The organism is Bradyrhizobium sp. IC4060 (assembly GCF_020193715.1).
Classification (GTDB): Bacteria; Pseudomonadota; Alphaproteobacteria; order Rhizobiales; family Xanthobacteraceae; genus Bradyrhizobium; species Bradyrhizobium yuanmingense.
In genome coordinates, this window is sequence record NZ_JADYVJ010000004.1 from 66,642 (window position 1) to 92,041 (window position 25,400).

General features: G+C 65.1%; 21 protein-coding genes. 5 read left to right on the forward strand and 16 right to left on the reverse strand.

The genetic code is table 11. The features are described from left to right. Positions 1–58: 58 nt before the first annotated feature. The 4 genes from I6F16_RS16295 to I6F16_RS16310 all read right to left on the reverse strand — a co-directional run bounded on the left by I6F16_RS16295 (position 59) and on the right by I6F16_RS16310 (position 4,925). Positions 59–1,342, reverse strand: coding sequence for a cystathionine gamma-synthase family protein (locus I6F16_RS16295; RefSeq protein WP_225114175.1), 1,284 nt, complete (start codon positions 1,340–1,342; stop codon positions 59–61). Positions 1,343–1,571: 229 nt separating this feature from the next. Beyond that, complete coding sequence (locus I6F16_RS16300; RefSeq protein WP_057028751.1) at positions 1,572–2,021, reverse strand: cytochrome c; 450 nt, start codon at positions 2,019–2,021, stop codon at positions 1,572–1,574. Positions 2,022–2,150: 129 nt separating this feature from the next. Continuing rightward, positions 2,151–4,460: a xanthine dehydrogenase family protein molybdopterin-binding subunit gene (locus I6F16_RS16305; RefSeq protein ID WP_225114174.1), complete on the reverse strand. Its 2,310-nt coding sequence runs from the start codon at positions 4,458–4,460 to the stop codon at positions 2,151–2,153. A 183-nt stretch (positions 4,461–4,643) separates the two neighbouring features. Continuing rightward, on the reverse strand, positions 4,644–4,925 hold the full coding sequence (locus I6F16_RS16310; RefSeq protein WP_036015526.1) for a hypothetical protein: 282 nt from the start codon (positions 4,923–4,925) through the stop codon (positions 4,644–4,646). A gap of 259 nt (positions 4,926–5,184) precedes the next feature. Here I6F16_RS16310 and I6F16_RS16315 point away from each other — a divergent pair, with 259 nt between their 5' ends. Continuing rightward, on the forward strand, positions 5,185–5,649 hold the full coding sequence (locus I6F16_RS16315) for a hypothetical protein (RefSeq protein ID WP_225114173.1): 465 nt from the start codon (positions 5,185–5,187) through the stop codon (positions 5,647–5,649). Positions 5,650–5,663: 14 nt separating this feature from the next. On the opposite strand, the gene I6F16_RS16320 is transcribed toward I6F16_RS16315, so the two are convergent. The 6 genes from I6F16_RS16320 to I6F16_RS16345 all read right to left on the reverse strand — a co-directional run bounded on the left by I6F16_RS16320 (position 5,664) and on the right by I6F16_RS16345 (position 12,843). Further along, a complete protein-coding gene (locus I6F16_RS16320; protein ID WP_225114172.1) occupies positions 5,664–6,059 on the reverse strand; it encodes a DUF1127 domain-containing protein in 396 nt (131 codons plus the stop codon). Between the two features lie 256 nt (positions 6,060–6,315). Further along, a complete protein-coding gene (gene murJ / locus I6F16_RS16325; protein ID WP_225114171.1) occupies positions 6,316–7,842 on the reverse strand; it encodes a murein biosynthesis integral membrane protein MurJ in 1,527 nt (508 codons plus the stop codon). Between the two features lie 214 nt (positions 7,843–8,056). Next, positions 8,057–9,208 carry a DegT/DnrJ/EryC1/StrS family aminotransferase gene (locus tag I6F16_RS16330; protein WP_036032061.1) on the reverse strand — a complete coding sequence of 384 codons (1,152 nt, stop codon included), beginning with the start codon at positions 9,206–9,208 and terminating at the stop codon, positions 8,057–8,059. A gap of 38 nt (positions 9,209–9,246) precedes the next feature. Continuing rightward, positions 9,247–10,251: a Gfo/Idh/MocA family oxidoreductase gene (locus I6F16_RS16335; protein ID WP_036032059.1), complete on the reverse strand. Its 1,005-nt coding sequence runs from the start codon at positions 10,249–10,251 to the stop codon at positions 9,247–9,249. 182 nt (positions 10,252–10,433) lie between these two features. Continuing rightward, positions 10,434–11,846, reverse strand: a complete 1,413-nt coding sequence (locus tag I6F16_RS16340; RefSeq protein WP_225114170.1) for a mannose-1-phosphate guanylyltransferase/mannose-6-phosphate isomerase — start codon at positions 11,844–11,846, stop codon at positions 10,434–10,436. A gap of 7 nt (positions 11,847–11,853) precedes the next feature. Next, a complete protein-coding gene (locus I6F16_RS16345) occupies positions 11,854–12,843 on the reverse strand; it encodes an SDR family NAD(P)-dependent oxidoreductase (protein WP_225114169.1) in 990 nt (329 codons plus the stop codon). Between the two features lie 225 nt (positions 12,844–13,068). On the opposite strand from I6F16_RS16345, the gene I6F16_RS16350 reads away from it, so the two are divergent. Both I6F16_RS16350 and I6F16_RS16355 read left to right on the forward strand, forming a co-directional pair. Continuing rightward, a complete protein-coding gene (locus tag I6F16_RS16350) occupies positions 13,069–14,028 on the forward strand; it encodes a lysylphosphatidylglycerol synthase transmembrane domain-containing protein (RefSeq protein ID WP_225114168.1) in 960 nt (319 codons plus the stop codon). Next, entirely contained in the window at positions 14,025–15,044 is a 1,020-nt protein-coding gene (locus I6F16_RS16355; RefSeq protein WP_225114167.1) for a glycosyltransferase family 4 protein, read from the forward strand. Before I6F16_RS16350 ends, I6F16_RS16355 begins: the two co-directional genes overlap by 4 nt. Here I6F16_RS16355 and I6F16_RS16360 read toward each other — a convergent pair. From I6F16_RS16360 to rfaD, 5 genes are all read right to left on the reverse strand, one after another. Continuing rightward, on the reverse strand, positions 15,032–15,979 hold the full coding sequence (locus I6F16_RS16360; RefSeq protein WP_225114166.1) for an NAD-dependent epimerase/dehydratase family protein: 948 nt from the start codon (positions 15,977–15,979) through the stop codon (positions 15,032–15,034). The genes I6F16_RS16355 and I6F16_RS16360 overlap by 13 nt on opposite strands. A 35-nt stretch (positions 15,980–16,014) precedes the next feature. Then, on the reverse strand, positions 16,015–17,928 hold the full coding sequence (locus I6F16_RS16365; protein ID WP_225114165.1) for an SDR family NAD(P)-dependent oxidoreductase: 1,914 nt from the start codon (positions 17,926–17,928) through the stop codon (positions 16,015–16,017). Between the two features lie 84 nt (positions 17,929–18,012). Then, positions 18,013–19,299 (reverse strand): O-antigen ligase family protein, encoded by a 1,287-nt coding sequence (locus tag I6F16_RS16370; protein ID WP_036015786.1) that lies wholly within the window; start codon positions 19,297–19,299, stop codon positions 18,013–18,015. Then, positions 19,296–20,780, reverse strand: a complete 1,485-nt coding sequence (gene rfaE1, locus I6F16_RS16375) for a D-glycero-beta-D-manno-heptose-7-phosphate kinase (protein ID WP_225114164.1) — start codon at positions 20,778–20,780, stop codon at positions 19,296–19,298. Before rfaE1 ends, I6F16_RS16370 begins: the two co-directional genes overlap by 4 nt. 13 nt (positions 20,781–20,793) lie before the next feature. Beyond that, a complete protein-coding gene (gene rfaD / locus I6F16_RS16380) occupies positions 20,794–21,774 on the reverse strand; it encodes an ADP-glyceromanno-heptose 6-epimerase (RefSeq protein WP_225114163.1) in 981 nt (326 codons plus the stop codon). A gap of 158 nt (positions 21,775–21,932) precedes the next feature. Between rfaD and waaF the strand changes: the two genes are divergently transcribed. Continuing rightward, complete coding sequence (gene waaF, locus I6F16_RS16385) at positions 21,933–22,994, forward strand: lipopolysaccharide heptosyltransferase II (protein WP_225173867.1); 1,062 nt, start codon at positions 21,933–21,935, stop codon at positions 22,992–22,994. A gap of 185 nt (positions 22,995–23,179) precedes the next feature. Here the strand turns inward: waaF and I6F16_RS16390 are convergent, their stop codons facing one another. After that, the gene (locus I6F16_RS16390; RefSeq protein WP_225111889.1) at positions 23,180–24,217 is read right to left on the reverse strand and encodes a glycosyltransferase family 4 protein; all 1,038 of its coding nucleotides are present in this window, start codon (positions 24,215–24,217) and stop codon (positions 23,180–23,182) included. A 126-nt stretch (positions 24,218–24,343) separates the two neighbouring features. On the opposite strand from I6F16_RS16390, the gene galE reads away from it, so the two are divergent. Further along, entirely contained in the window at positions 24,344–25,357 is a 1,014-nt protein-coding gene (gene galE, locus I6F16_RS16395) for a UDP-glucose 4-epimerase GalE (protein ID WP_036015779.1), read from the forward strand. Positions 25,358–25,400 lie beyond the last annotated feature (43 nt).

The following is a 25,400-nucleotide window of genomic DNA, read 5'->3' on the forward strand; positions in this document are numbered from 1 at the left end:
AGGTCCCCGGATTTCGCTGCGCCCCATCCGGGCTACGACGCTACGACTCTGACCGTGCTCAAGCCGCGTTCAGCGCCTGCGCGAGGTCGGCGATCAGGTCCGACGGGTTCTCGATGCCGATCGACAGCCGGATCGTGGAATCGAGCACGCCGATCTTTTGGCGGATGTCGGCGGGAACGCCGGAATGGGTCATCGTCGCCGGCAGGCTTGCGAGCGATTCCGTGCCGCCAAGGCTCACCGCCAGCTTGAGGATCTGCAGCGCGTTGAGGAATTTCACCGCCGCCTCCTTGCCGCCGACGATGTCGAACGAGAACGTCGAGCCCGCGCCCAGGCATTGCCGCGCGAACACACGGCCGGACAGCGAGCCCTGCTCGTGGTGACCGAGGTAGTGCACCCTGGCGACCTTCGGATGGTCGCGCAGGAAGTCTGCCACGAGCCGCGCATTCGCATCGGCCTTCTCCATCCGCAGGCTGAGCGTCTCGAGCGAGCGGTTGATCATCCAGCACGAATGCGGATCGAGCTGGGTGCCGATGGCGCCGCGCAGCGCCTTGATGCCTTTCATGATCGCCTTCGATCCGAGCGCGGCGCCCGCGATCAGGTCGGAATGACCGCCGACATACTTTGTCAGCGAATACAGCGACAGATCCGCGCCGTGCTCGATCGGCCGCTGAAACACCGGCCCGAGCAGCGTGTTGTCGCAGGCGATGACCGGCGTGTGTCCCTGGGCCCTGCCGATGGAATCGGCGATGCGGCGGATCATTGCGATGTCGACGAGGCCGTTGGTCGGATTGGCCGGCGTCTCGATCAGGATCATCGAAACCCGCCCCTTGCCCATGGCCTCCTCCGAGGCCTGCTTGACCGCCGTCTCGTCGATGCCGTCGGCAAAGTCGACGGCGCCGATCGACAGGCGCGCGAGCGTGTTCGTCAGCAGCGTCTCCGTCCCGCCATAGAGCGGCTGCGAGTGCAGGATGACATCGCCCGGGCGAACAAAGGCCAGAATCGTGGTTGCGATGGCCGCCATGCCGGACGAGAACAGCGCGCAACTCTCCGTGCGCTCGTAGATCGCGAGCCTGTCCTCGACGATCTCGCTATTGGGATGATTGAAGCGCGAATAGACCAGGCCGGCGCCCATGCCTTCCGGCGGCTCGCGCCGTCCGGCGACGTAGTCGAAGAAGTCCTGGCCATCCTCGGCGGTCTTGAACACGAAGGTGGAGGTCAGGAACACCGGCGGCTTGATGGCGCCCTCGGACAATTGCGGATCATAGCCATAGGTCAGCATCAGGGTTTCCGGATGCAGCATATGACTGCCGATATGGGTCTTGGAGGGGAACGGTTTTGCCATGGCCTGTCTCGCTGTTGATCGAGGTGCTCGCCGCGCGCTGGGAATCCCGACGTGAGGATGCCGGGAGGAGACTCGTGTGAGCGCACGGCCGTTGGCGCAAGGATAGCCGCTCTCGCGGCAATCCGTCAGGCCTTGCGGACGGAAGTTCCTGCGGGCCGCGGTCAAGAAAAAGGCGGTTGCTTTCGCAACCGCCCTTCTGAAGTCCTTGGTAGCCCGTTAACTGCGCCCGCTATTTCAATTTCACGCGATAGGTTTCGTGACAATCATTGCAGCGGTCGTTGATCGCCGTGTAGGCCGCCTTCAGGCCCGCGACATTGGTGATCTTGCCTTTGGCGTCGGCGATCGCCTTCTGCACCGGCGGGATCTTGGCATCGAAATCGGCCTTGTTCTGCCAGACCTTCGGCGACGAGCCGTAGGTCGCGTTGACGACATCCTGCTTGGGATTGATCTCGAAGGTCTTGGCGATCTTGGCAACATCGGCCTCGATGCTGGCGATGGCCTCATCGGCAGCCTTCTTGTCGAAGGGAATATCGCCCTTGCTCATCTTCTGAAGCACGCCATACTGATTCTTGGCGATCGCTCGCATCAGATTGTCCTGCTGGACGGCAATCTCCTGTTGCGCCATGACGGCGCCCGCGCCCAGCACGAGGGCGCCCGCGACAATCATCGTCCGTTTCATTGGTTCGTTTCTCCGGCTCTCGAGACGTTCGGGGAATGAGACTGTCACCGGCTTCGCGCGAAGCCGGGACCCATCATGGGTAGAACCCCGCGCGGCGGGTTTATTCCCGTGCGCGCGGGAAGCGCGGCTTCACAAGCTGTGACGGCGGTGATGCTCGCTGATCGCAACCCACACCCGCTCGGGCGTTGCCGGCATGTCGATGTGGTCGATCTTGTACTCGCGCCAGAGCGCATCGACGATGGCGTTGACCACGGCCGGACAGGAGCCGATCGCGCCGGCCTCGCCGGCCCCCTTCACGCCCATCGGATTGGTCTTGCAGGGCACGTTGTGGGTCTCGAACACGAAGGCCGGCCCGTCCGCCGCGCGCGGCAGCGCATAGTCCATGAAGGTCGCGGTGATGAGCTGGCCGTCGGTCGGTCCATACACCACCTGCTCCATCAAGGCCTGGCCGATGCCCTGCATGGCGCCGCCATGCACCTGGCCGGCCAAGAGCAGCGGATTGAGCGTCTTGCCGAAATCGTCGACGATCACGTAGTTGACGATTTTGATGATGCCGGTCGCCGGATCGATCTCGACCTCCGCAACATGGGTGCCGTTGGGATAAGTGCCGTCGGCGCTGGCAAAGGTCGCGCTACCGTTCAGCTTCGATGGATCGACGCCGGGCCGCTTGGCCAGGTCGGCAAACGAGATCGAGCGGTCGGTGCCGGCGATCCGCACCACGCCTTCGGAGATTTCGAGGTCGCCCGCGCTGGCTTCCAGCGCCTGTGCCGCGATCTCCTTCAGCCTCGAACCGAGCTCGCGCGTGGCGCGCTCGACGCTGACGCCGCCGGAGGGGATCGAGGCCGAGCCGCCGGTGCCGAGGCCGGTCGCGATCTCGTCTGTGTCGCCCTGGCGAACATGCACGCGCTCGGGCGCCACGCCGAACTGTTCGGCGACGATCTGCGCATAGGCGGTCTGATGGCCCTGCCCGCTCGATTGCGTGCCGATCAGCACGGTGACGTCGCCATTGGCATCGAGGCGGACGTTGGCCGTCTCTTCACCCATCACGCCGCAAATCTCGACATAGCTCGCAAGCCCGATGCCGCGGATCAGGCCGCCCTTCTTGGCCGCCTTGGCGCGCTTGGGGAATTCCTTCCATTCCGCGATCTCCATCGCGCGCTTCAGGTGCGCGGCGAAGTCGCCGGAATCGTAGACCTTGCCGGTCGCGGTCTTGTAGGGCAGCGCCTTCGGAGGGATGAAATTCTTGCGGCGGATGGCATCCGGCGTCATGTCGAGCTTTCGCGCGCAGGCATCGACGAGGCGCTCGATGACATAGGCGGCTTCGGGCCGGCCCGCGCCGCGATAGGCGTCGACCGGCACGCTGTGGGTGAAGATCGTGCGCACCCGGCAATGGAAGGCCTGGATGTCGTAGAGGCCGGGCAGCATGCCGGCGCCGCCATGCGGGATGTAGGGCCCGAAGGTCGACAGATACGCGCCCATGTCGCCCATGAGGTCGCAATCCATCGCGAGGAACTTGCCGTCTTCAGCCAGCGCCATCTTGGCAGTGGTGACGTTGTCGCGGCCCTGCGCATCGCCCATGAAATGCTCGGAGCGGTCGGCCGCCCACTTCACCGCCTTCTTCAGTTTGCGCGCAGCGACGGCCATCAGGGCATATTCCCGATACGGAAACAGTTTTGTGCCGAACCCGCCGCCGACGTCGGGGCAGATCACCCGCATCTTGTCGGTGGGGATGTTGAGCACGTTCTGGCAGAGGATGTCGCGCAGACGGTGGCTGCCCTGGCTGCCGACCGTTAGCGTCAGATGGTCGCGCTTGGAATCGTATTCGCAGACGGCAGCGCGGGTCTCCAAGAAGCTTGCAACCACGCGCGGATTGACGATGGAGATCTCGGCGACCGCATGCGCTTTCGCGAAGGCAGCTTCCGTCGCCGCTTTGTCGCCGATCGAGACGTCGAACAGCACGTTGCCCGGCTTGTCCGGCCAGACCAAGGCTGCGCCTTTCTTCACGGCGTTGACGACGCCGGTCACCGCGGGCAGCGGCGACCATTTGACCTCGATCGCCTCGATCGCGTCGCGAGCCTGGTCGATGGTCTCGGCGACCACGAAGGCGATGGCGTCGCCGACATGGCGCACCTCGTCCTTGGCCAGGATCGGGTAAGGCGGGCCGGTGAACGGATCGGTCTCGAGGTTGAACAGGCAGGGCAGATTGCCGAGATCCCCGACGTCGTCGGCCGTCAGGATCAGCGCAACGCCCGGCAGGCCGCGGGCGCGGGTCGCATCGACGGTGTATTTGGCATGCGCATGCGGCGAGCGCAGCACCAGGCAGCGGAGCGCGGCCTGCGGCGCGTAATCGTCGGTATAGCGGCCCTTGCCGCGGATGAGCGCATCATCCTCCTTGCGCAGCACGCTTTGGCCAACGCCGAACTTGATGGGAGCCGCCATTTTATCTTCCCGTTCTCATGGTTGTTTTGTGGGCATATTGCCGTGGAAAAACTGGCAACGCAAACGGGTTTAGGCGGGCGCAGGGGTCGCAGGTTCAATCGCGCCACGCGTGCCTCACTGGAATGCTCGGCAAGGTCCCAGCGTGATCGTGTGACGTTGACGGCGAGAGCCAAGCGCTCCCACTTAGCTGTTCTCGTGCTCACCCCGAGCTTCAAATAGCTGATGAGCATCGGAGGCCGTGAGCGTCAGCCCGTACAAATCTTTCAGCGTCGAAATGCGTTGCAGCGTCGCAGGCTCGAACGGAGTCTTGCCTTCGAACGAATGCAGGAGAACGCCCTCCAGCAAATCACCGAGGCTCATATCCAGGTATTCGGCGAGGCCCTTCGCGACCTTGAGAATGCGCTTCTCGATCCGAACTCCCGTCTGTACGCGTTGGACTGAATGTTTGTGAGCTTCTGAGTTCATAATGTGTGACCTCGATCGGAAGACGGGGGTTTAGTCGCATCATGCCATTGCCGGACTTGCTCGGGCATCGGTCTCCAGCCCTGCAACTCACGTCCTCAGAGACCAGGTGAATCTTGGATTCGTTCGGACGCCTGCGGGGTCGACGCTCTGATCGCGGAACGATTGTTGTCACACAGGCAGACCCCTGGGCGGCCGAGTTCAATTTGCCTTTCCCGTTCTAGAATGTTACCTTGGTACCAAGGTAACATAGGACGCCGCCATGAGCAACAGACGTAGCTGCACGGATGCTGCAGAGGTCGCCGAACTGAGCGAGGGCTTCCTCGCGCATACACTTCCGGGGGCACGTTTCAGCCATCGTGAACATCTGATCGTGACGAGCTACTTGCTCGCCACTGATCCGGCTCGGGACTGGCGGGTCGAACTCCCCGAGATGATCCGCGCCTACAATGTTGCCGCTGGCGGCGTGAACGACGATGTGCGTGGCTATCACCACACGATTACGATGGCTTTCTTGATGATCATCGAAGGAATTCTTGCGGAGGTCGGCCGCCGCGACATTGTCGCCGCCTGCAATGCGGTGCTTGCGTCCCCGGCAACCGAAAAGGATGCACTGTTGCGTTTCTGGAGCCGCGAAGCGCTGTTCTCGCGGGAGGCGCGGCACGGCTGGATTGAGCCAGACCTTGCCGAGTTCAAGCCGCGCGCGTCAGGTCATATGCCAGCGTGAGGATCGTCGATTACTCACATCCCGCGGCTCAACAGATACCTCGTACTATCTCTGAGCGCATCGATCGCCCGCCCAGGTGCGAGATAGTTGATCTCGGCGCGCGTCAGGCCGATGTCGGTCAGCTCCCTGTCGCTCAGATCCATCAAACTGACCCGCGGGTGCAGGCGCCACGTCCCAAAAGCAGACCAATATCGCTTGAGCAGGCCCAGGAGACTTTGCGCCGGCGCGGCTGCGGCAGCTTCTCTCCCCGACAAGGCTTGGCCCGGCGTTGCAACGGACACGTTGAGACGAGCCGCTGCCGCCAGAACCTCGTCCATGGCCTGCTTCGCGAGCGCAATGGATTGGTCGAGGCGAAGCACCGCCGCATCGTGCTCGGCCTCGGATGAGATGTTCGTCAGTTGTGGTGGCATCGGACGCTCCTGCTGTTGAGCCGGCAGGGAGCGTGGCCAATGAAAAGGCCCCGTCCGATGCCGGCGGGGCCTGGTGGAAAAGATGTCGTCGAAATCCTAGCGCACGACTCCTCCCACCGCCCAGCCGAAGCGGGTGATGTGGTTGCGGGAGACTTTGCGCGACGATTTGATCATGACGCGCTGATATCACGGCAACCGCGCAAAATCAAGAGATGTAGGAATACCGGTTGCAGCCTGGAGGCGAACGCCGTGCTTACTAGCCGCGCACCAGCGAGACCAGCCACTTGCGGCCGAACAGCACGAGGATCGCGAGCGCGTAGACGATCGTGCCTCCGACGGCGAGCAGGACAAGTGTCAACTCGTCGTGGAAGTGCATCGCGCCAAGCCAAGGGCCGCTGAAGCGCGCGATCAGCCAGAACGCGGCGGCGAGGATGAGGCCGCTTAGCAAGAACTTCGCGAGCGACAGCAGCCAGGCGCGGTCGAGCACGAGAAAGCCGCGCCGCATGGCGAAGAACAGCACCAGCAAGAGATTGGTCCAGACGCCGACGGCGGTCGCCAGCGCGAGACCGATCTGGGCCAGCGATCCCATCAAGGCAACCTTCAGCGCGACGTTGACGGCGATGCCGGTCAGCGACGCGCGGACCGGCGTTGCGGTATCCTTGCGGGCATAGAAGGTCGCGACCGCACTGCGGATCAGCACGAACGGGATGAGGCCGATGGCATAGGCCGCGAGCGTCGCACCGGCGGCGGCGGCATCGGCCTTGGAGAACGCACCGCGGGCGAACAGTGCGCGCATGATCGCATCGGGCACGGTGAGGAAGGCCGCGACGAACGGGATCGAGAACAGCAGCGTGAAATCGAAGGCACGGCGCTGCGCGCTCAGCGCACCGTCGTGGTCGTTTGCGGTGATCCGCCGCGACATCTCCGGCAGCAGCACCGTGCCGATGGCGATGCCGATGACGCCGATCGGCAGCTGGTTGAGCCGGTCGGCATAATAGAGCGCGGACAACGCGCCGGCGGGCAGGAAGGTCGCGATGATGGTGTCGGCGAACAGCGCCACCTGCGTGCCCATCGAGCCCATTGTTGCCGGCCCCAGTGCCTTGAAGAAGCCGCGGACATCTTCGTCGAGCTTGAGCGGCGCAAAGCGCGGCAGGCCGCCATGGCGGGCGAGATCGCCCGCGAGCAGGAAATATTGCAGGAAGCCGGAGATCAGCACGCCCCAGGCCGCGGCATGGCCCGCGGTCGGAAACCAGACGGCAACCGCCAGCGTCATCATCATGGCGACGTTGAGGAAGATCGAGGCGGCCGCGGCGCTGGCAAAGCGCTGCATCACGTTGAGCATGCCGCCATAGAGCGTCACCAGCGTGATCAAGAGCAGATAGGGAAAGGTGATCCGGGTCAGCTCGATCGCGAGCTTGCGCTGCTCGGCATCCTCGGAAAAGCCCGGCGCCAGGATGCTCATGGCCTGGGGCATGAACAGCCAGGCGGCGATCAGCAGCATCACCTGCGAGGCCAGGAGCAGCGTGAAGATGCGGTCGGCGAATAGCTTTGCCGCCGCCTCCCCCTTCTCGCCATGGACATGCGCATAGGCCGGCACCCAGGCGGCATTGAAGGCGCCCTCGGCGAAGATCGCGCGGAAATGGTTGGGCAGCCGCAGCGCCACGAAAAAGGCATCCGCCACCGGACCGGCGCCGAGGATTGCCGCGAGCATGATGTCGCGGGCAAACCCCGTCAGCCGCGACAGCAGCGTGTAACCACCGACCGTGAAGATGCGTCCGAGCATGCGGATTGTTGTAGAGACTTATCGGACGGAGGTCGATGCATCTTGCGATGCGCATTACTGCGCCCTCTCCCCTTGCGGGAGAGGGCAGCACCGCAGGCAGATACAGACTCAATCGGGTGAGGGGTATCTCTCAGCGCATGCCGTACGGAGAGAGGCCCCTCACCCGGCTTCGCTTCGCGAAGCCAACCTCTCCCGCAAGGGGAGAGGGAAGAACTCAGCCCGCCAGCGCGCCGCGGACGGCGGCGATGATTCGCTCCTGATCGGCCTCGGTCAAGTAGGCATGCATCGGCAGGCTGATGACGTCCTGCGACAGGCTCTCGCAACCCGGCAATCCGCCCTCGGCGACCGGGTACTGCTTGTAGGCGGTCTGCTGGTGCATCGACTTGCCGTAATAGATCGCGGTCGGCACTCCCTGGGCTTTTAGCGCGGCAGCGAAGCCGTCGCGGTCGATACCCTTGGGAAGACGAATGGTGTACTGCGCCCAGACTGAGGTATTGCCCGGCGCGATGCGCGGCACGGTGACGACATTGGACAGGCCGCGCGCATAGCGCTCGGCGACCCTGTTGCGGGCGGCGATCTCGTCGTCAAAGATCTTCAGCTTCTCGATCAGGACCGCGGCCTGCATAGTGTCGAGCCGGCCGGTCAGGCCGAGGCGGACGTTGTCGTATTTGTCGACGCCCTGCCCGTGCACGCGGATGCTGCGCAAGGTGGCGGCGAGCTCGTCGTCATCGGTGAAGATGGCGCCGCCGTCGCCGAAGCAGCCGAGCGGCTTTGCCGGGAAGAAGCTGGTCGCAGTGGCGTGGCCGAAGGTGCCGAGCTTGCGGCCCTTGTAGCTCGCGCCAAAGCCTTGCGCGGCGTCGTCGAGCACGAACAGGCCTTCGGCCCTGGCGATCTCGGCGATGGCGTCGTGATCGGCGGGCTGGCCGAACAAATCGACCGGAATCACCGCGACGGGCTTGAGACCGGCCTTGCGGGCGGTGGCGATGCCGCGCTTGAGCGATTCCGGGCTCATGTTGAAGGTGGTCTCGTCGACGTCGACATAGACCGGCGTCGCGCCGGTCCGCGCCACCGGCGAAGCGGTCGCGATGAAGGTGAAGGACGGACACAGCACGGCATCGCCGGGCCCGACATTCCTGGCCATCATCACCATCAGGATGGCGTCGGTGCCGCTGGCGCAGCCGATCACGTGCTTGGCGCCTGAGTAGGCCGCAAGCTGCTTCTCGAGCTCGAAGACCTCCGGCCCGTTGACGAACTGGCAATGGTCCATCACGCGCTTCACGGCGGCATCGAGCGAGGCGCCGAGCCGGCGGCGCTGCGAGGCGACGTCGATGAAGGGAATGGGTTCGGAACGTAAGTGCTGGTTCATGACGCCTTGTGACGTTTGAGCGGTCGACATGGAAGGGATCAGCCGGCGACGCGGCGCGGCCCCTTGCGCGCGGGTGACGTCGCCGCAGGACGCGAGGGCCTCTCCAGGCATTGCGTGGCGATCTCGAGGCTGGCGACGCCCTCGTCGCCCGTCACCGCCGGCGTCTCGCCGTTGCGCACTGCCTTCAAGAACGCGATCAGCTCGGCGCGAAGCGGCTCGTCATGGCCGACCGGCAGATGCCGCATCGAGTAGCTGCCGTCCGGCTTGAAGCCGAAGCATTCGGTGACCTGGCGCGTCAAGAGATCGCCCATCACGTATTTGCCGCGCGTCGCGACCGTGACGCTGCGCGCCTTGAACGGCGTCAGCCAGTTGGTGTTGATGTGGGCGAGCACGCCGCTCTCGGTGCGGAACTGCAAGAGCGCGATGTCCTCGCGCTCGGCGACCGCGCTCGACAATTGCGGCTGCACCTCGACGATGTCGGATTCGGTGAACCAGCGGATCAAATCGATGTCGTGCACGGCAAGGTCGATGACGACGCCGACATTGGACATGCGCGGCGGGAACGGGCCGACGCGGGTGATCGCGATGGAGAGAATGTCCTCGCCCGCGATCGCCTGCTTGACCGCGGCGACCGCCGGATTGAAGCGCTCGACATGGCCGATCATCAGCGTGACGCCCGCCTTGTGCGCGGCGGCGACGATCTCGCGGCCCTCTTCCACCGTGGAGGCGATCGGCTTTTCGACCAGCACGTGGATGTTCTTGGCGATGCATGCGAGCGCGACCTCGTGATGCAGATGGGTCGGTGCCGCGATGGTGACGGCATCGACGCCTTCGGCGAACAGCTGGTCGAGCGTCTCGAAGCTTTCGCAATTGGCGAGCTCCGTGGCCCGCGCACGATGTGCCGGCGAGGGATCGACGACGCCGACGAGGCTGACGCCGGGCAGGCCGCTGAGCACGCGCGCATGGTTGCTGCCCATCACGCCGGCGCCAATGACACCGACGCGCAAGCCGGCCTTTGCCGGTGCAGATCCCCTGGAAGTCATCTGAGCAAACCCCGATTCAACGCAAATCCCCGGGCCGCTTCTAGCACGGACGCCACATTTGTGGCGAATGCCCGCCTTTCGGGCCGGACACGATTTGATTCAAAAAGTTACACGTTCCCCGGGCCTTAGGCCGAAAGAGATACCGCTTCTCGGCCCGGGTCGCGTGATTCGGAGTTTGCTGGTTACGACCTTTGATAGTCGTCTTCAATCCGGATGATGTCGTCTTCCCCCAGATAGCTTCCAGTCTGGACCTCGATCAGCTCCAGCTGGATCTTGCCGGGATTCTCCATCCGGTGGACGGCGCCCATCGGGATGTAGATCGACTCGTTCTCGTGCACCGTCTTCACGGTCTCGTTGACGGTGACCTGCGCCGTGCCGCGGACCACGATCCAGTGCTCGGCACGATGATGGTGCTTCTGCAGCGACAGCCGCCCGCCCGGCTTCACCACGATGCGCTTGACCTGGTGGCGCTCGCCATTGTCGACGGATTGATAGCTGCCCCAGGGCCGGTGCACCTTGAGATGCTCTTCGGTGACCTTCGGCGCGACCGACTTCAATTTCGTCACCAGGCGCTTCAGCCCGTTGGCATCCTTCTGCCGCGAGACCAGGACCGCGTCCGCGGTCGCGACGACGACGAGATCGTCGACGCCTTCGAGCGCGACCAGCGCGGAATCCGTGGTGACGTTGCAATTGCGGGAATCCTCGAACACGGCGGTGCCGTGCGCGGCATTGCCTTGCGCGTCCTTCTCCGACAGCTCCCACACCGCATGCCATGAGCCGACGTCGGACCAGCCGCACGACACCGGCACGACGGCGGCGCGCGAGGTCTTCTCCATCACCGCATAGTCGATCGAGATCGCCTTGGCCGCGCCGAACGCCTCGGGCTCCAGCGTGACGAAGCCGAGATCGCGGCCGGCATTGTTGACGGCATTGGTGACGGCCTCGACGCTTGCCGCATCGACCCTGCGATATTCGTCGAGCAGCACGCTCGCCGGGAACATGAAGTTGCCGCTGTTCCAGAGATAGCCCGAATTGACGTAGTCGGAGGCCTTCACCGCGTCCGGCTTCTCGACGAAGCGCGCAACCGCCTGCACCTCGCCCGCGATCACGTCGCCCGGATTGATGTAGCCATATTCCGTTGCCGGCCGTTCCGGCTTGACGCCGAAGGTGACGATGCGCCCGGCATTCGCGGCGGTGAGGCCCTCGCGACAGGCGGCGACGAAGGCAGCATTATTCTGCACGACGTGATCGGCGGCGAGCGCGAGCACGATCGCCTCGCTGGCGCGGTTCTGCGCGAACACCGCGCCGGCCGCGATGGCAGGGCCGGAATCGCGCCGCATCGGCTCGAGGATCACGTCGGCCTCGATGCCGATCTCGGCGAGCTGCTCCAGCACCATGAAGCGATAGGAGGCGTTGGTGATGACGATCGGCCGGTCGAACAAAGAGGGCTCGGACACGCGCAGCAGCGTGTCCTGGAACGTCGAGCGCGTGCCGAACAGCGGCAAGAACTGCTTGGGCCGAACCTCGCGCGAAGCGGGCCACAGCCGCGTGCCGGCACCGCCGCACATGATCAGGGGGATTATGCGTTTGTCCATCGTGATCTCAAACCTTGAAATGGTCCCGATACCAGGTGACGAAGTTATGAACCCCATGCTCGATCGGCGTTGACGGTGCAAAGCCGGTGTCGCGCGAGAGATCCTCGACATCCGCGAACGTTTCCAGCACATCTCCCGGCTGCATCGGCAGCAATTCTTTGATCGCCGTCCGGCCCAGCTCCCGCTCCAGAAGACCGACGACGTGCATCAGTTCCTCCGGATGATGATTGCCGACATTGTAGAGCTTTGACGGCGCATTTGCGGCAGCCGGATCGTCCGCAGGCACGAGATCGATCAGCTTGGACACGACGCGCGTCACATCGTCGATATAGGTGAAATCGCGGCGCATTTTGCCATGGTTGAAGAGCCGGATCGGCTTGCCGGCCATGATGGCGCTCGCGAACAGAAACATGGCCATGTCGGGGCGGCCCCATGGCCCGTAGATGGTGAAGAACCGCAGCCCCGTGACCGGCAGGCGATAAAGATGGCTGTAGGACTGCGCCATCACCTCGTTCGCCTTCTTGGTCGCGGCGTAGAAGCTGACCGGATGGTCGGTGCGGTCCGCAACCGCAAATGGCAGTTTTGTGTTGGCGCCGTAAACGGAGGATGACGAGGCGTAGACCAGATGACCGCAGCCATTGTTGCGGCAGCCCTCCAGCACGTTGAGAAAGCCGAGAAGATTGGAATCGGCGTAGGTCTGCGGCTGCTCGATCGAGTAGCGCACGCCGGCCTGCGCGGCCAGATGCACGACTTTGGCAAAACGATGCTGCGCGAACAGCGCCGCCATGGTCTCGCGGTCGGCGAGATCGGCCTCGACGAACGAGAAACGCGGTTGGTCCCGGAGCAGAGCAAGGCGCGCTTTCTTCAGCGCCGGATCGTAATAGCTGTTGAGATTGTCGAGCCCGACGACGGCGCGACCTTCGCCCAGGAGCTGCCGGGCGACGTGGAAGCCGATGAAGCCGGCCGCACCCGTGACCAAAATCGCCCGATCCGTCATCCTGTTCCCTGGGTGATCCCTCGCCCGATCCTGTCTAGCCGCCACCTCGACGGGGTCGCAATAGGCTCCCCGCTCCTTCACGCGGTCTCCTCATGGCGTCCTTAACGACGGCTCCTCGACGAGAGCTATTGCAAGATCGGCGCCAAAACCATACCAAAGCGGCCGAATTCGGCGCCTCGCGTCGGGTTGCCTCCAATCTTAGCAAACCCTGTTCATGCGGACGAGATGCGCCGAATCCTGTTGTCGACGGCCAAGATCCTGATTTCCGCGGCGCTGCTCTATCTGGCGCTGCGCAAGGTCGACCTGTCCGAGCTGTTTTCCCGATTCACCCTGACCAGCCTGTTCTGGCTCGGTGTGGCGATCGCGGTCACGTTCCTGCAGATCTTCGTCGGCGTGCTGCGCTGGCGCGAGATCAGCGCCGCCTGCGGCGCGCCGCTCGAGCTCGGCCGCGCCATGCGATACAACGTGATCGGCTCGTTCTTCAACCAGACGCTGCCGTCGGCGATCGGCGGCGATGCCGTGCGCCTGTGGCTGGTCGCCCGCGCCGGCGCCGGCTGGCGCACGGCGACCTACTCGATCTTTGTCGACCGCGCCATTGGCCTGGTCGCGCTCGCGATCTTGATCGTCGCCAGCCTGCCCTGGAGCTACACCCTCATCACCGATCCGCACGGTCGCTCGGCGCTGCTGCTCATCGACCTCCTGGCGCTCGCCGGCGGCCTCGGCTTCCTGATCTTCGGCGCGCTGAAATGGCGCTGGCTGAAGACCTGGTGGGCAACGCATCACATCCACGCCTGCGCCGTCATCGCCAATCGCGTGATCTTCAGCGGCACAAGCGGCCCCGTCGTCGCGATCCTGTCGGTCCTCGTTCACGTGCTCGCCGTCGTCATCGCCTGGTGCGTCGTGCAGTCGATTGGGGCCCCGGTTCGCTTCAGCGACGTCTTTCTGCTCGTGCCGCCGGTGATGCTGATCACGATGATGCCGATCTCGATCGCCGGCTGGGGCGTGCGTGAGGCCACGATGAGCCTTGCGTTCGGCTTCGCGGGACTTTCCGCCAACGAGGGCGTCAACGTCTCGCTGCTGTTCGGCGCCGTGTTCTTCCTGGTCGGGGCAGTCGGCGGCCTGGTCTGGATCCTCAGCGCCGAGAAAGCCGCGCAAGGGTCGGCCCCGATCGGAGTGCCGGAGTGAATTCGGCTGCCGATGCGCTCGCCGGCGCGGCCCTGCTGCTTGCCGTTGCGGCGGCCGCGCTGATCTCGGCGCTCGTGACCTGGACCAGCCGCCCCCTGCTGCAGCGCTACGCGCTGGCGCGGCCGAATGCGCGGTCCTCCCATCGCGTCCCGACCCCGCAGGGCGCCGGCATCGCGGTGATCGCCGCGACGCTAATCGTTGCCTCGCTGTGGGGGGTCTCCGCCAATGTCGCGATCCCGCCGGCGCTGGTCGCTGCGACAATAGTGATCGCGCTGGTCGGCTTCGTCGACGACATCGTATCGCTGCCCGTGCTGGTGCGCCTGGTGCTGCAGGCCGCCTGCGTCGGCGCCGTGGTGTTCACCGCCCCCGACACCGCGCGCATCGTGCCGGCGCTGCCGCTCGCGCTGGAGCGCGGCCTCATCGTCCTTGCCGGCGTCTGGTTCGTGAACCTCGTCAACTTCATGGACGGGCTCGACCTGATGACGGTGGCGGAAGTCGTTCCGGTCACCGCTGCGCTGCTGCTGCTGGGAATGCTCGGGGATCTCCCATGGCCGGCCGTGCTGATCGCCACCGCGCTGTGCGGCGCCATGCTCGGCTTTGCGCCGTTCAACCGTCCTGTCGCAAAAGTCTTCCTGGGCGATGTCGGCAGCCTGCCGATCGGCCTCCTGCTCGGCTGGTGCCTGCTCGAGCTCGCCTGGCACGGACAAGCGGCTGCGGCGCTGCTGCTGCCGGCCTACTACCTCGCCGATGCCACCATCACGCTGTTTCGGCGCATCGCGCGCCGCGAGCCGTTCTGGTCGGCGCACCGTTCGCATTTCTATCAGCGCGCGACCGACAACGGTTTCTCGGTGTCCCGGGTGAGCGGCGAAGTCTTCCTGCTTAACCTCGTGCTCGCAGGGCTGGCGATCCTCGCCGTTCGCGCCGCGACGGTGGTCGTCACGCTGCCCGCGCTGATTGCCGGCGCGATCGCGGTCGCCCTCCTGCTGCGCCGCTTCTCCCGCCCTCAGGCGTCCTGAGCCGACACGGCGAGCCGCAGCCCCTCATCGAGCGAAACCTCCGGCCGCCAGCCGGTCGCGAGCGCATTCGAGACGTCGAGCTCGAGCGAGCCGATCAGGCTGTCATGCATGTCCTGCCGGCCGATCATTCGGAAAAGCGCGCTGAGCAGGCCCGGCGGCACGCCGAACAGTCGCGGGCGCTTGCCGGAGGCCTTAGCCAGACGCGCGATGAATTCGGGCGTCGAGAACTGCTCGCTGTCGGCGAGCAGGAATATCTCAAAATGGCCGGCCGCATCTGGATGAGCGAGCCGGTGCAGGATGAAGGACGACAGGTTCTGCACGGCAAGGAAGGCGCGGCGATTGCGGATCGCGGCGAACGGCAACGGCACCCCAAGGTTCATCGCGCGCGTCAACAGAGCGAAACTTCCCTTGGCGCTCGCGCCATAGACCATGGGCGGCCTGATCACAGAGATCTTCATGTCGCTCTCGCCCGCGAGCGTCCTCAGGCCTGCCTCGGCCGCCGCCTTGGACGTCCCGTAGAGGCCGCGCGGCGTCGGGACGTCGTTCTCGTTGAACGGGGCCCTGCCCTCGTTGCTGCGGCCATGCACCAGCACGGTGCTGATGAAGATGAAATGGCGCACGCCCGCCTTCGCCGCAGCGCGCGCCAGGTGCACCGTGCCGGCGGTGTTGACGTCCTGGTAGAGCTGGGCTGCATGCTCCTCGCGCCTGTGATGCACGCGCGCGGCAAGGTGGACGACCGCCTCCACCCCCTCGAGCGCGGCCCGCCAATCGGTGTCGGGGCCGATCGATTCGATCACGACCTCGCCGTCGATGCCCTGACGCTTGCGGACGACGGGGCGGACCGACCATCCCTTGCGCACCAGCGCCTGCCCGAGGTGACGGCCGATGAAGCCGCTCGCTCCTGTCACCAGCACGACCGGTTTGCGTTCGCTCATCGTCGCTCCCCGAGCGCTGGATTGCGCAACAATGGTCAGGCCGCCGTGGATCCAAATTCCGGCACGGCATCCTTCAGGATGGTCCTGATGGTGGCGCGATCGTCGCGCGCGATCGCCTGCTCAAGCGCCGCATTCCATTTGCGCAGCGTCTGCATCGGCGGCTCGTTCGGCTGCGCGGCCATGATGCCGGGCACGCCGATCTCGCGGGTCGGCTCCTCCGAGGCAAACAGGATCTCGTGCAGGCGCTCGCCCGGCCGCATGCCGGTGAACACGATCTCGATGTCGTAGCCCGGCTGCAGCCCGGACAGGCGGATCATGCGCTCGGCGAGATCGACGATCTTCACCGGCTGGCCCATGTTGAGCACGTAGACCGAGACGTCGGGACGCTGCGTCCCAAGCGCATGCGTCGCCGCGGTGATGACGAGATCGCAGGCCTCGCGGATGGTCATGAAGTAACGGACCATGTCGGGATGAGTTACCGTCACCGGCCCGCCGGCCTCGATCTGGGCCTTGAACTTCGGCACCACCGACCCGTTCGAGGCCAGCACGTTGCCAAACCGGACCGAGATCAGCCGCATCGGCGGCTTGCTGCCGCTCGCTCCGGCTGCGAGGTCGCGATCGAGCGCCTGGCAGTACATTTCGGCAAAGCGCTTGGTGAGGCCGAGCATCGACACCGGCTCGATTGCCTTGTCGGTAGAGATCATCACCATCGCCTCGGCGCCGGCGGCAACGGCGGCGTCCGCGACGTTGATGGAACCGAAGATGTTGGTTTTGACGCCCTCACTCCAATCGCGCTCGAGGATCGGCACGTGCTTGAGCGCCGCGGCATGGAAGACGATGTCGGGCTTGAACTCGGCCATCAGGCGCATGACGCGCTCGCGGTCGCGAATGTCGGCAATCCGGCCTTCGATCTGTGCGGTGGCACCACGCGCGGCCAGCGCCTCGGTGACCGCGTAGAGAGCCGGCTCGGAATTTTCCACGATCAAGAGACGTGCCGCGCCGAAGGCGACCACACGCTCGCAGATCTCGGATCCGATCGAGCCGCCGCCGCCGGTGACGATCACGGCCTTGCTCCTGATCAAGGCCTCCAGGCGAGCATAGTCGATCTTCTCGCTCGGACGCAGCAGGAGGTCCTCGACCGCAACCGCCGTGAGCCTTGGCGTATCGCCGCTCTCCAGCGAGGGCATCCGGCTCACGATCACACCCAGTTTGCGCGCCCGCATCAGGATCGATTCCGGATGCGACTCCGGCTCGAAAGCCGATGGTGTCATGATGAGGCGCGCGATGGGCTTGTCGCGCTTGGCGAAATCCGAGATCACATCCTCGACGTCGTCGATGCCGCCCAGCACCGGCACGTTGCGAATGAGCTGGCCCCGATCGGCAGGCGATGGTGACAAGACGCCGATCGGCCAGATGCGCTTGATCGCTCCGCTCTCAATGCCGCGCAGCAGCACTTCGGCATCCGCGGCGCGGCCGATCAGCAGCGTCGGCGCGGCCTCCCCGCCCCTCGCGTGACGCCGCACCCGCGTATAGCGGAAGTAGCGGTACGCCATGCGCAGCGCGCTGAGGAAGAAGATCTCGAGAAACCAGTAGAGGACGATCGTCACCTTGCCGAGAAAGAAGGCGCCGCGAACGTTGGGGGCAACGAGGATGTAGTCGAGCACGAGCAGCGCAACCGTGAGCACGGTCGCCGCGCGAATGATGTTCAGCGCGTCAGGCAGCGAGATGAAACGCCATTTCGTCGTGGTCAGATTGCAGAAGAAGAACACGACCACGCTGAAGGCGAGGAAGTAGGGCAGGATCTGGAACAGCAGCGGCAATCGAGCGTAGAAATCGTCGCCACCCTCGAATCGCAGATAGAAGGCGGCAAAAAGCGCCGCCGTGGTCGCCAGCAGGTCGTGGAGCGCGATCAGGAAATTGCGCGAGGTGAGATGCGAAAGTCGCGTCATCCGCCGACCGATGAAAACCCAGTTAAATGCAACTTGACCGCGCTGATAGCCCATCTCGACAAGACTTGCCAGCCGCGTGGCCCCTCAGGAACCGGCTTCCCTCATCTTCGCCCCGAGCTGTTGTTCCCGGATCACCATTCCGCCGGCGACGCCGACGCCAATGACGTACATCCAGCCCTCGTGGAAGTCGAACAGATGCGAGTTGAACAGCGAGGTAAAGACGTTCTGCACCACGACTAGGAGTCCGATCCAATTGGCAAGCCCGTCGCCGCGAAACAACCGCAGATGCAATATCCAAATCGCGTAGAGAATGGCGACGCCGATCGCGCCCCATTGCACCGCAACGTTCAGCGTCTGGTTGTGCGGGTTGCCGATCACCTCGGCTGACGCCCGCCCCTGACCGGCGGGCGTCGCGACGCGTTCGAACAACCCGCGGGTCGAACCGGTGCCGTGCCCCAGGATCGGCGCCTCCGCGAAGAAGCCGAGCGACTTCCGCCAGAACTCGAGCCGCATGCCCATGGAGGTTGCCTCGCCCCGTTCCACATAGCCGGTGTAATCGGTGGTAAACCTCTCGGCGGTGTGGCGCAATTGCGGCGAGGCCTGCCAGGCGAGAACGGCGCCGACGAGCAGCGCGCCGGAGATGATCGCGATGCTGCGCCATTTGAGGTGAAGCAGTGCAAACACGCCGAACATGATCGGAATGGTGACGAGCGCGGTGCGCGACACCACCACGAAGGTCATATTGATGAAGAAGCTAAGCGCCAGCGCCGTCAGCAACGCGGCGAACCAGTATCGCTTCTCGCGCAACAGCATCACGATCGGATAGGCGAGCGCCACCGCGCAAAGCGCGAATTCCTGGCTCTGGTCAATGTAGTTCTTGACGAAGATGCCGCGCTCGGGCGGATCGGTCTTGAGCGCGAGGTTCGGGTAGAAGGCGACCAGCCAGGACATCACCGACAGCAAGGCGCAGGACACCAGGAAGGCGATGAATATCCAGTGGCCACGCGGCGAGCGCTCGAAATGATAGAGCAGGACCGGCAGCACGAGCAGCTTGACGGTCGGATTAACCGCATAGAAGCGCGCGCCCCACGGGGCATCCGACCACAGCGTCCCCAGCAGCGCGAGAACGACCAGCGCGATCGGCGCAATGCAGATCGGACGCTTCAAGGACTGCAGGAAATCGCGTAGATCGAGGAACGGCACCATGCAGATCAGCATCAGCGCGTTGAATATCCCCGCAAGCGATGTCGACCAGGGCAGAGAGGCCGCGGTCAGGATCGCAAACAGATCGACGGTCTCGCGCCAGGCAGCGGGGCTGCGCAGACGGCGATGCAACATCTCGCTGGTCGTTTCGCGGGCGAGCGCCGTCACTTGCTCCCTCCCCTGGCGCGATGCACCAGCGCCGTCGTGCTGAAGCCCTGGAGAATGTCGACCAGCACGACCGCCCCGCCCGCGGCCTCGACCACCTCATGGCCGACGACCTGTTCGCGTGTGTAATCGCCGCCCTTCACCAGCACGCCGGGCTTGATCCTGGTGATCAGGTCGATCGGCGTGTCCTCAGTGAAGATGACGACGAGATCGACGGCCTCCAGTGCGGCGAGCACCTCGGCACGCGCGCGCTCGTCCTGGACCGGACGATCGGCACCTTTCAGCCGCCGCACCGAGGCGTCGCTGTTGAGCCCCACGATCAGGCGGTCGCAGGCGGCGCGCGCCGCGGTCAGCACCTTGACGTGGCCGGGATGAAGGATGTCGAAACAGCCGTTGGTGAAGCCGACGCGCAGGCCCTGCCTTTTCCATTCGGCGAGCTGCGCGTCGAGTGCTGCCGGGTCGAGCACGATCTTCTCTTCGGCCGCGAGCGTGGCATGCGGCAGGATCTTGCGTCGCAGCTCGGCCGCGCTGACGCTGGCGGTGCCCCGCTTGCCGACCGCGACGGCGGCGGCGGCGTTGGCCATGCGCAGTGCCGTGTCCCAGTCCGCGCCGGCCGCGAGCGACACCGCAACCGCAGCGGCGACGGTGTCACCGGCGCCCGAGACGTCGCGCACCTTCACCGGGACGGCCGGCACGTGGACGGCCCCGCCATTCCGCGGCACCAAGGTCATGCCGTGCTCGCCCTGGGTGACCAGGATCGCCTCGCAATCGGCGAGCCGCATCACGTCCTCGCTGGCCTCGACGATGCTCTGCACCGTGTCGGCGCGGCTGCGGGTCGCTTCCGAGAATTCCTTGCGGTTGGGCGTGAGCAGCGTGGCGCCGCGATAGATCGCCCAGTTCAGGCTCTTGGGATCGACGATGACGGGCTTGCCGAGCTTGCGCGCGGCATCGATGGTGTGGCGGATCACGCGCGCCGTCAGCACGCCCTTGGCATAGTCGGACAGCAGCACGATGTCGGCGCGCGCGATCTGCGGCAGGATCGCGTCGATCAACTTCGTTTCGACCTCGTCGGACGCAGCCAGCGCCTGCTCCCAATCCGCGCGCAGCATGTGCGTGGAAAAATGTTCGGAGACGAAGCGGACCTTTCGCGTGGTCGGCCGCGAGGCGTCGCGCACCAGCACGCTCTCGATGCCGGCTTGATCATTGAGCGCGGCCTCGAGCCGCGTGCCGGCGTCGTCCTCGCCGATCAGGCCGACGAAGATGCAGCGCGCGCCGAGCGAAGCGACGTTGCGCGCGACGTTGCCGGCGCCGCCGACGTGGATCTCGCTGCGCTGGGCGGCGATGACGGGCGCCGGCGCTTCCGGCGAGATCCGCGACACCTCGCCGTAGACGAACTCGTCCAGCATGATGTCGCCGATGCACAGCACCGTACGGCCTGAGATGGCTTGCGCGAGGGCATCGAAATCGAGAATGGGCGTCGGCATGGTCGAAAGGGCCTCAGCGAAAGCGGTCGGGCCGGTCGAGATAATCCCCGACATAGGCCTTCACCGCGTCCTCGAGCGTCGTGAAGCCGCCGTTATAGCCGGCGCGGAGCAGACGATCGACCTCGCTCTGGGTGAAATACTGGTAGCTGTCCCGGATCTGCTCGGGCATGTCGATGTATTCGATGTTGGGACTGGTGCCGAGCGCCGCATAGGCAGCCAGCATGAGGTCCTTGAAGCTGCGCGCCTTGCCGGTGCCGACGTTGAACAGGCCGGACACCGACGGCGTCGCGAGCAGCCAAAGAACCACGCGCGCGACATCGTCGACATAGATGAAATCGCGACGCTGATCGCCGTCCTCGATGCCCTCGCGATGCGACTTGAACAGCTGCACGACGCGGCCTGCCCTGACGTCGTCGAAGCGCCGCGCCAGCACGCTCATCATCGAGCCTTTGTGATATTCGTTCGGCCCGAACACGTTGAAGAATTTCAGGCCGGCCCATTGCGGCGGGAGCCGATCGCCGCGCGCCACACGTTCGGCGACAGCGAGATCGAACAGGTGCTTGCTCCAGCCGTAGAGATTCATCGGCCGCAACTTCTTCAGCGCCGAAAGCGAAGAATCGTCGTCGAAGCCTTCCGTGCCGTCGCCATAGGTCGCCGCCGAGGACGCGTAGATGAACGGCACGGCATTCATCGTGCACCAGTCCAGCAGGCGCATCGACAGGCGGAAATTGGTCTCGACGACGAGATCACCGTCGGTCGCCGTGGTCGCGGAAATCGCCCCGAGATGGATCATAGCCTCCAGCTTGCGGCCCTTCAGCCAGTCCATCAGCTCGGTCGGGGGAACGATATCCACAAGCTGCCGCTTGGCGAGATTGCGCCATTTGCCTTCGGTTCCGAGGAGATCGCAGATCACGACGTCGCTGCGACCGACCTCGTTCAGCGCGGCCACGACATTCGATCCGATAAAACCGGCCCCGCCGGTCACCAGCAACATTCCACCTACCTGCCCGATTTTAGGTGCCCGATCCTGCCCTAGCGCATGATCCGCCAAAGTGTAAGCTGTTTTGGGATTGCTCTTCTGCCGCCTTTACCTGCCGGCCCGGAGCGGCTAACCGAGCCGCCATATCGGCACGTGTTCGGCCCTCATAACGAATGAATATTGATTCGCAACTTGGTAGTGATGCAGATCGGAGCGACACACGCCCGATCCTGATCGTCCCCTACATGTGGATCGGCGATTTCGTGCGGAATCACACCGTCGTGCGGGTCCTGAAGGAGCGCTGGCCGAACCGGCCGGTCGATCTCCTCACCACCTCCCTGTGCGCCCCGCTGGTGGACTACATGCCCGGGGTGCGCGCCGGCATCGTCTGGGATATGCCGCGCAGCCGGCTGGCCGTCGCACGCCAGTTCGGCTTGGCAGGGCTGCTGCGGAAACAGAATTACGGCACTGCCCTGGTGCTGCCCCGGACCTGGAAAGCGGCTATCGCGCCGGCACTCGCCGGTATTCCTGAACGGATCGGCTTCGTCGGCGAGTTCCGGTTCGGCCTGCTCAACCGCTGGCGCTGGGGAGAGAAGAAGCTGCCCCGCTTCATCGACAAGAACGCCGCCCTAGCCCAGCCAGACGGCGCGCCCCTACCCGCGGAATGGCCGGTACCGCAACTGCGCGTCCCGGCCGAGGAGATCGCCCGGTGGCGCGAGGCCAATGGTCTCGGTGCCGGCGCCGCGGTGGCGCTCGCCCCGGGCTCGGTCGGCGTCTCCAAGCGCTGGACCTCTTATCCCGAAGCCGCCCGCCTGCTGGTCGAGAGCGGCCTCGAGGTCTGGGTGGTCGGCGGTCCCGCCGAAAAGGAGCTCGCCCAGGAGATCGTCGCCGCCGGCGGCCCGGGCGTCCGCGATCTCACCGGCTCGGACTTGCGCAACGGCATCCTCGCCATGGCCGCCGCCGGCGTTGCCATCTCCAACGATTCCGGCCTGATGCACATCGCAGCCGCCCTGGGCACGCCGACCATGGGCATCTTCGGTCCCACCAGCCCCTATCTCTGGGCCCCGCTGAACGGCCTCGCCGCGACACTGGTGCAGGACAAGGAAAAGCTGTCCTGCCAGCCCTGCCAGAGCACGGTCTGCAAGGTGAACGACCACCGCTGCATGCGGAATATTGCGGCAAGCGAGGTGGTGGGGATTGCGGAGAGGGTGCTGGGGGAAGCGGGAAGCGGGTGACGAACTGAGGCGATCGTGGCTCGGGCCGATGATGACATCCTGCCACTGTTTTGCCCGACGAGTCAAAATTCGTTCGAAAAATCCGCAATCTCTCGAACTCTCCGCCAACTCCTTGATTTTGCTGACCCCGGCTACTGTGCATGGGGTTGTTTTCGCGGTTTTGTTTGCGACAGGCGAAAACGGCCTCAGAGCAGCGGCCGATAGACCGCGCCGATCCGCGCCGCCTCGGCATCGAGGCTGAACTTCTCGAGCACCCGCGCCCGCCCGCGCTCGCCCATCGCGGTCGCCACGGCCACATCACGCATCAGCGGCTCGAGCGCCGCAGCGAGCGCGTCGGCATCCCCCGTCGGGACCAGCACGCCCGTGACACCATCCTCGACGACGAGCTCGGCCGCGCCGGCGCGTGCGGCAACCAGCGCGCTGCCCGCCGCCATCGCCTCGATCAGCGTCAGACCGAAACCTTCGTTGCGCGAGGTGAAGGCGTAGATCGTCAGCCGCTGATACCAGCGCTGCACTGCTTCGATCGGCAGCTCGCCGGTGATGACGACGCGCGATTGCAGGTTTGCTGCTTCGATGCGCTTCTTCAGGTCGTTGGCAAAGGGCGTCTGCTCGGCTGTGATCTGCCCGACGATGACAGCAGTGAAATTTGGATAACGCGGCAGCAGACGGCACATCGCATCGACGAACAGATCAGTGCCCTTCTGCGCCCGCACGCGACCGAAGCAGCCGATGGCGTAGCGGCCCGGCAGGCCGCTTTCGGCAAAGGCCGCAGCGCGGTCCTGGGGCGGCGCATAGACGTCGGTGTCGACGCCGTGCGGGATCACCGTCGCCGTCACCTTCAGGAACGAGGCCGAGATGTCGCTCGTCGCGATGATCGCATCCATCTGTCGGATCAGCCAGCGCGTGATCCAGCTATGGTGCCGCTGCGCCGCCGAGGTGAACACGAGCTTGAGCGGCCAGCCGAGCGCGCGCAAGCCAACGCCCGCGATCATCTCGTTGTTGCGGCGCGCATGCCAGATCACAGGCCGCTTGCGGCGCCAGAGCTTGAGGAGATCTCCGATGCTCAGGCGCGCGATCCCCGCCGGCGCGTCCGAGCCGAACCAGGCGGCGCGGTACAGCTTTGCCAGCCGCAGCGCCACCATCCGGTTGGTCGCGGTGACCCCGGAATAGCGCCTGTGCAGATTTGGCACGATCAATTCGAGATCGCCGGGGAAACCCGCCACGTCACACTCCATTTCGCAAAGTCCCTATACGCAACATTAAGCATAGTGACCAGTTCAGCCGCTCCGATACCCCCTCTTCACCACGCAAGCGCTAGCCTTGCGCGTTGATCGAAGACGGGTGAGATCATGACTGTGCTAGTCACCGGCGGCGCCGGCTATATCGGAAGTCATACGGTTCTCGCGCTGGCGGAAGCCGGCGAGGACGTCGTCGTGATCGACGATCTCTCCACCGGTTTCTCGGCCTACCTGCCCGAAGGCGTGCCGCTGTTCATCGGCGATGCCGGCGACGAGAACCTGCTCGAAGGCGTGATCGCCCAGCACGACATCGAGAGCATCATCCATTTCGCAGGCTCGGTCGTCGTGCCGGATTCGATGCGCGATCCGCTCGGCTATTACCGCAACAACTTCACCACTGCGCGCAACCTGCTCAACGTGGCGGTCAAGCGCGGCATCGGCCGCTTCATCTTTTCCTCGACCGCCGCGGTCTACGGCAATCCGGATCAGGTGCCGGTGCCCGAGCATGCGCCGACGCGGCCGCTGTCGCCTTACGGCTCCTCGAAGCTGATGACCGAGATCATGCTGCACGACGTCGCTGCCGCCTACGGCATGCAATACGTGACCTTGCGTTACTTCAATGTCGCCGGCGCCGATCCGCAGGCGCGCATTGGGCTAGCCACCGTCGGCGCCACGCACCTGCTCAAGATTGCGGTTGAGGCCGCCACCGGCCAGCGCGCCAAGATTGACGTGTTCGGCACCGACTATCCGACCCCGGACGGCAGCTGCATCCGCGACTTCATCCACGTCACCGACCTGTCGCAGGCCCATCGCTCGGCACTCGCTTATCTGCGCAATGGCGGCGCCTCGTCCACGCTCAATTGCGGCTATGGCCGCGGCTATTCGGTGCTGGAGACCATCGACGCGGTGCGCCGGGTTTCGGGCCGCAGCTTCGCCGTGCAATACGCCCCGCGCCGGCCCGGCGACATCATGACCATGGTCGCCGACACCAGCCGCATCCGCAGCCTGCTCGACTGGCGGCCGCAATACGACGACCTCGAGACCATCGCAGCCCATGCGCTGGCCTGGGAGGACAAGTTGTTCCGCGAGCGCCACGGCGAGCTCCGCCACGCCGCCTCCGCCTAGAATCATCCCAAGCGCAAGCCCTTAATTGGGCTTGAAAAACCCG

What these genes read in the sequence shown, in the direction of transcription:
- I6F16_RS16315 (WP_225114173.1), top strand. Translation starts at nt 5,185, where the DNA reads ATGAGCAACAGACGTAGCTGCACGGATGCTGCAGAGGTCGCCGAACTG.
- rfaD (WP_225114163.1), bottom strand. Translation starts at nt 21,774, where the DNA reads ATGTTGCTGGTGACCGGCGGGGCCGGTTTTATCGGATCGAATGTCGTG.
- I6F16_RS16365 (WP_225114165.1), bottom strand. Translation starts at nt 17,928, where the DNA reads ATGACGCGACTTTCGCATCTCACCTCGCGCAATTTCCTGATCGCGCTC.
- I6F16_RS16350 (WP_225114168.1), top strand. Translation starts at nt 13,069, where the DNA reads ATGCGCCGAATCCTGTTGTCGACGGCCAAGATCCTGATTTCCGCGGCG.
- murJ (WP_225114171.1), bottom strand. Translation starts at nt 7,842, where the DNA reads ATGCTCGGACGCATCTTCACGGTCGGTGGTTACACGCTGCTGTCGCGG.
- I6F16_RS16295 (WP_225114175.1), bottom strand. Translation starts at nt 1,342, where the DNA reads ATGGCAAAACCGTTCCCCTCCAAGACCCATATCGGCAGTCATATGCTG.
- I6F16_RS16345 (WP_225114169.1), bottom strand. Translation starts at nt 12,843, where the DNA reads ATGACGGATCGGGCGATTTTGGTCACGGGTGCGGCCGGCTTCATCGGC.
- I6F16_RS16320 (WP_225114172.1), bottom strand. Translation starts at nt 6,059, where the DNA reads ATGCCACCACAACTGACGAACATCTCATCCGAGGCCGAGCACGATGCG.
- I6F16_RS16335 (WP_036032059.1), bottom strand. Translation starts at nt 10,251, where the DNA reads ATGACTTCCAGGGGATCTGCACCGGCAAAGGCCGGCTTGCGCGTCGGT.
- rfaE1 (WP_225114164.1), bottom strand. Translation starts at nt 20,780, where the DNA reads ATGCCGACGCCCATTCTCGATTTCGATGCCCTCGCGCAAGCCATCTCA.
- galE (WP_036015779.1), top strand. Translation starts at nt 24,344, where the DNA reads ATGACTGTGCTAGTCACCGGCGGCGCCGGCTATATCGGAAGTCATACG.
- I6F16_RS16340 (WP_225114170.1), bottom strand. Translation starts at nt 11,846, where the DNA reads ATGGACAAACGCATAATCCCCCTGATCATGTGCGGCGGTGCCGGCACG.
- I6F16_RS16360 (WP_225114166.1), bottom strand. Translation starts at nt 15,979, where the DNA reads ATGAGCGAACGCAAACCGGTCGTGCTGGTGACAGGAGCGAGCGGCTTC.
- I6F16_RS16330 (WP_036032061.1), bottom strand. Translation starts at nt 9,208, where the DNA reads ATGAACCAGCACTTACGTTCCGAACCCATTCCCTTCATCGACGTCGCC.
- I6F16_RS16310 (WP_036015526.1), bottom strand. Translation starts at nt 4,925, where the DNA reads ATGAACTCAGAAGCTCACAAACATTCAGTCCAACGCGTACAGACGGGA.
- waaF (WP_225173867.1), top strand. Translation starts at nt 21,933, where the DNA reads ATGAATATTGATTCGCAACTTGGTAGTGATGCAGATCGGAGCGACACA.
- I6F16_RS16305 (WP_225114174.1), bottom strand. Translation starts at nt 4,460, where the DNA reads ATGGCGGCTCCCATCAAGTTCGGCGTTGGCCAAAGCGTGCTGCGCAAG.
- I6F16_RS16300 (WP_057028751.1), bottom strand. Translation starts at nt 2,021, where the DNA reads ATGAAACGGACGATGATTGTCGCGGGCGCCCTCGTGCTGGGCGCGGGC.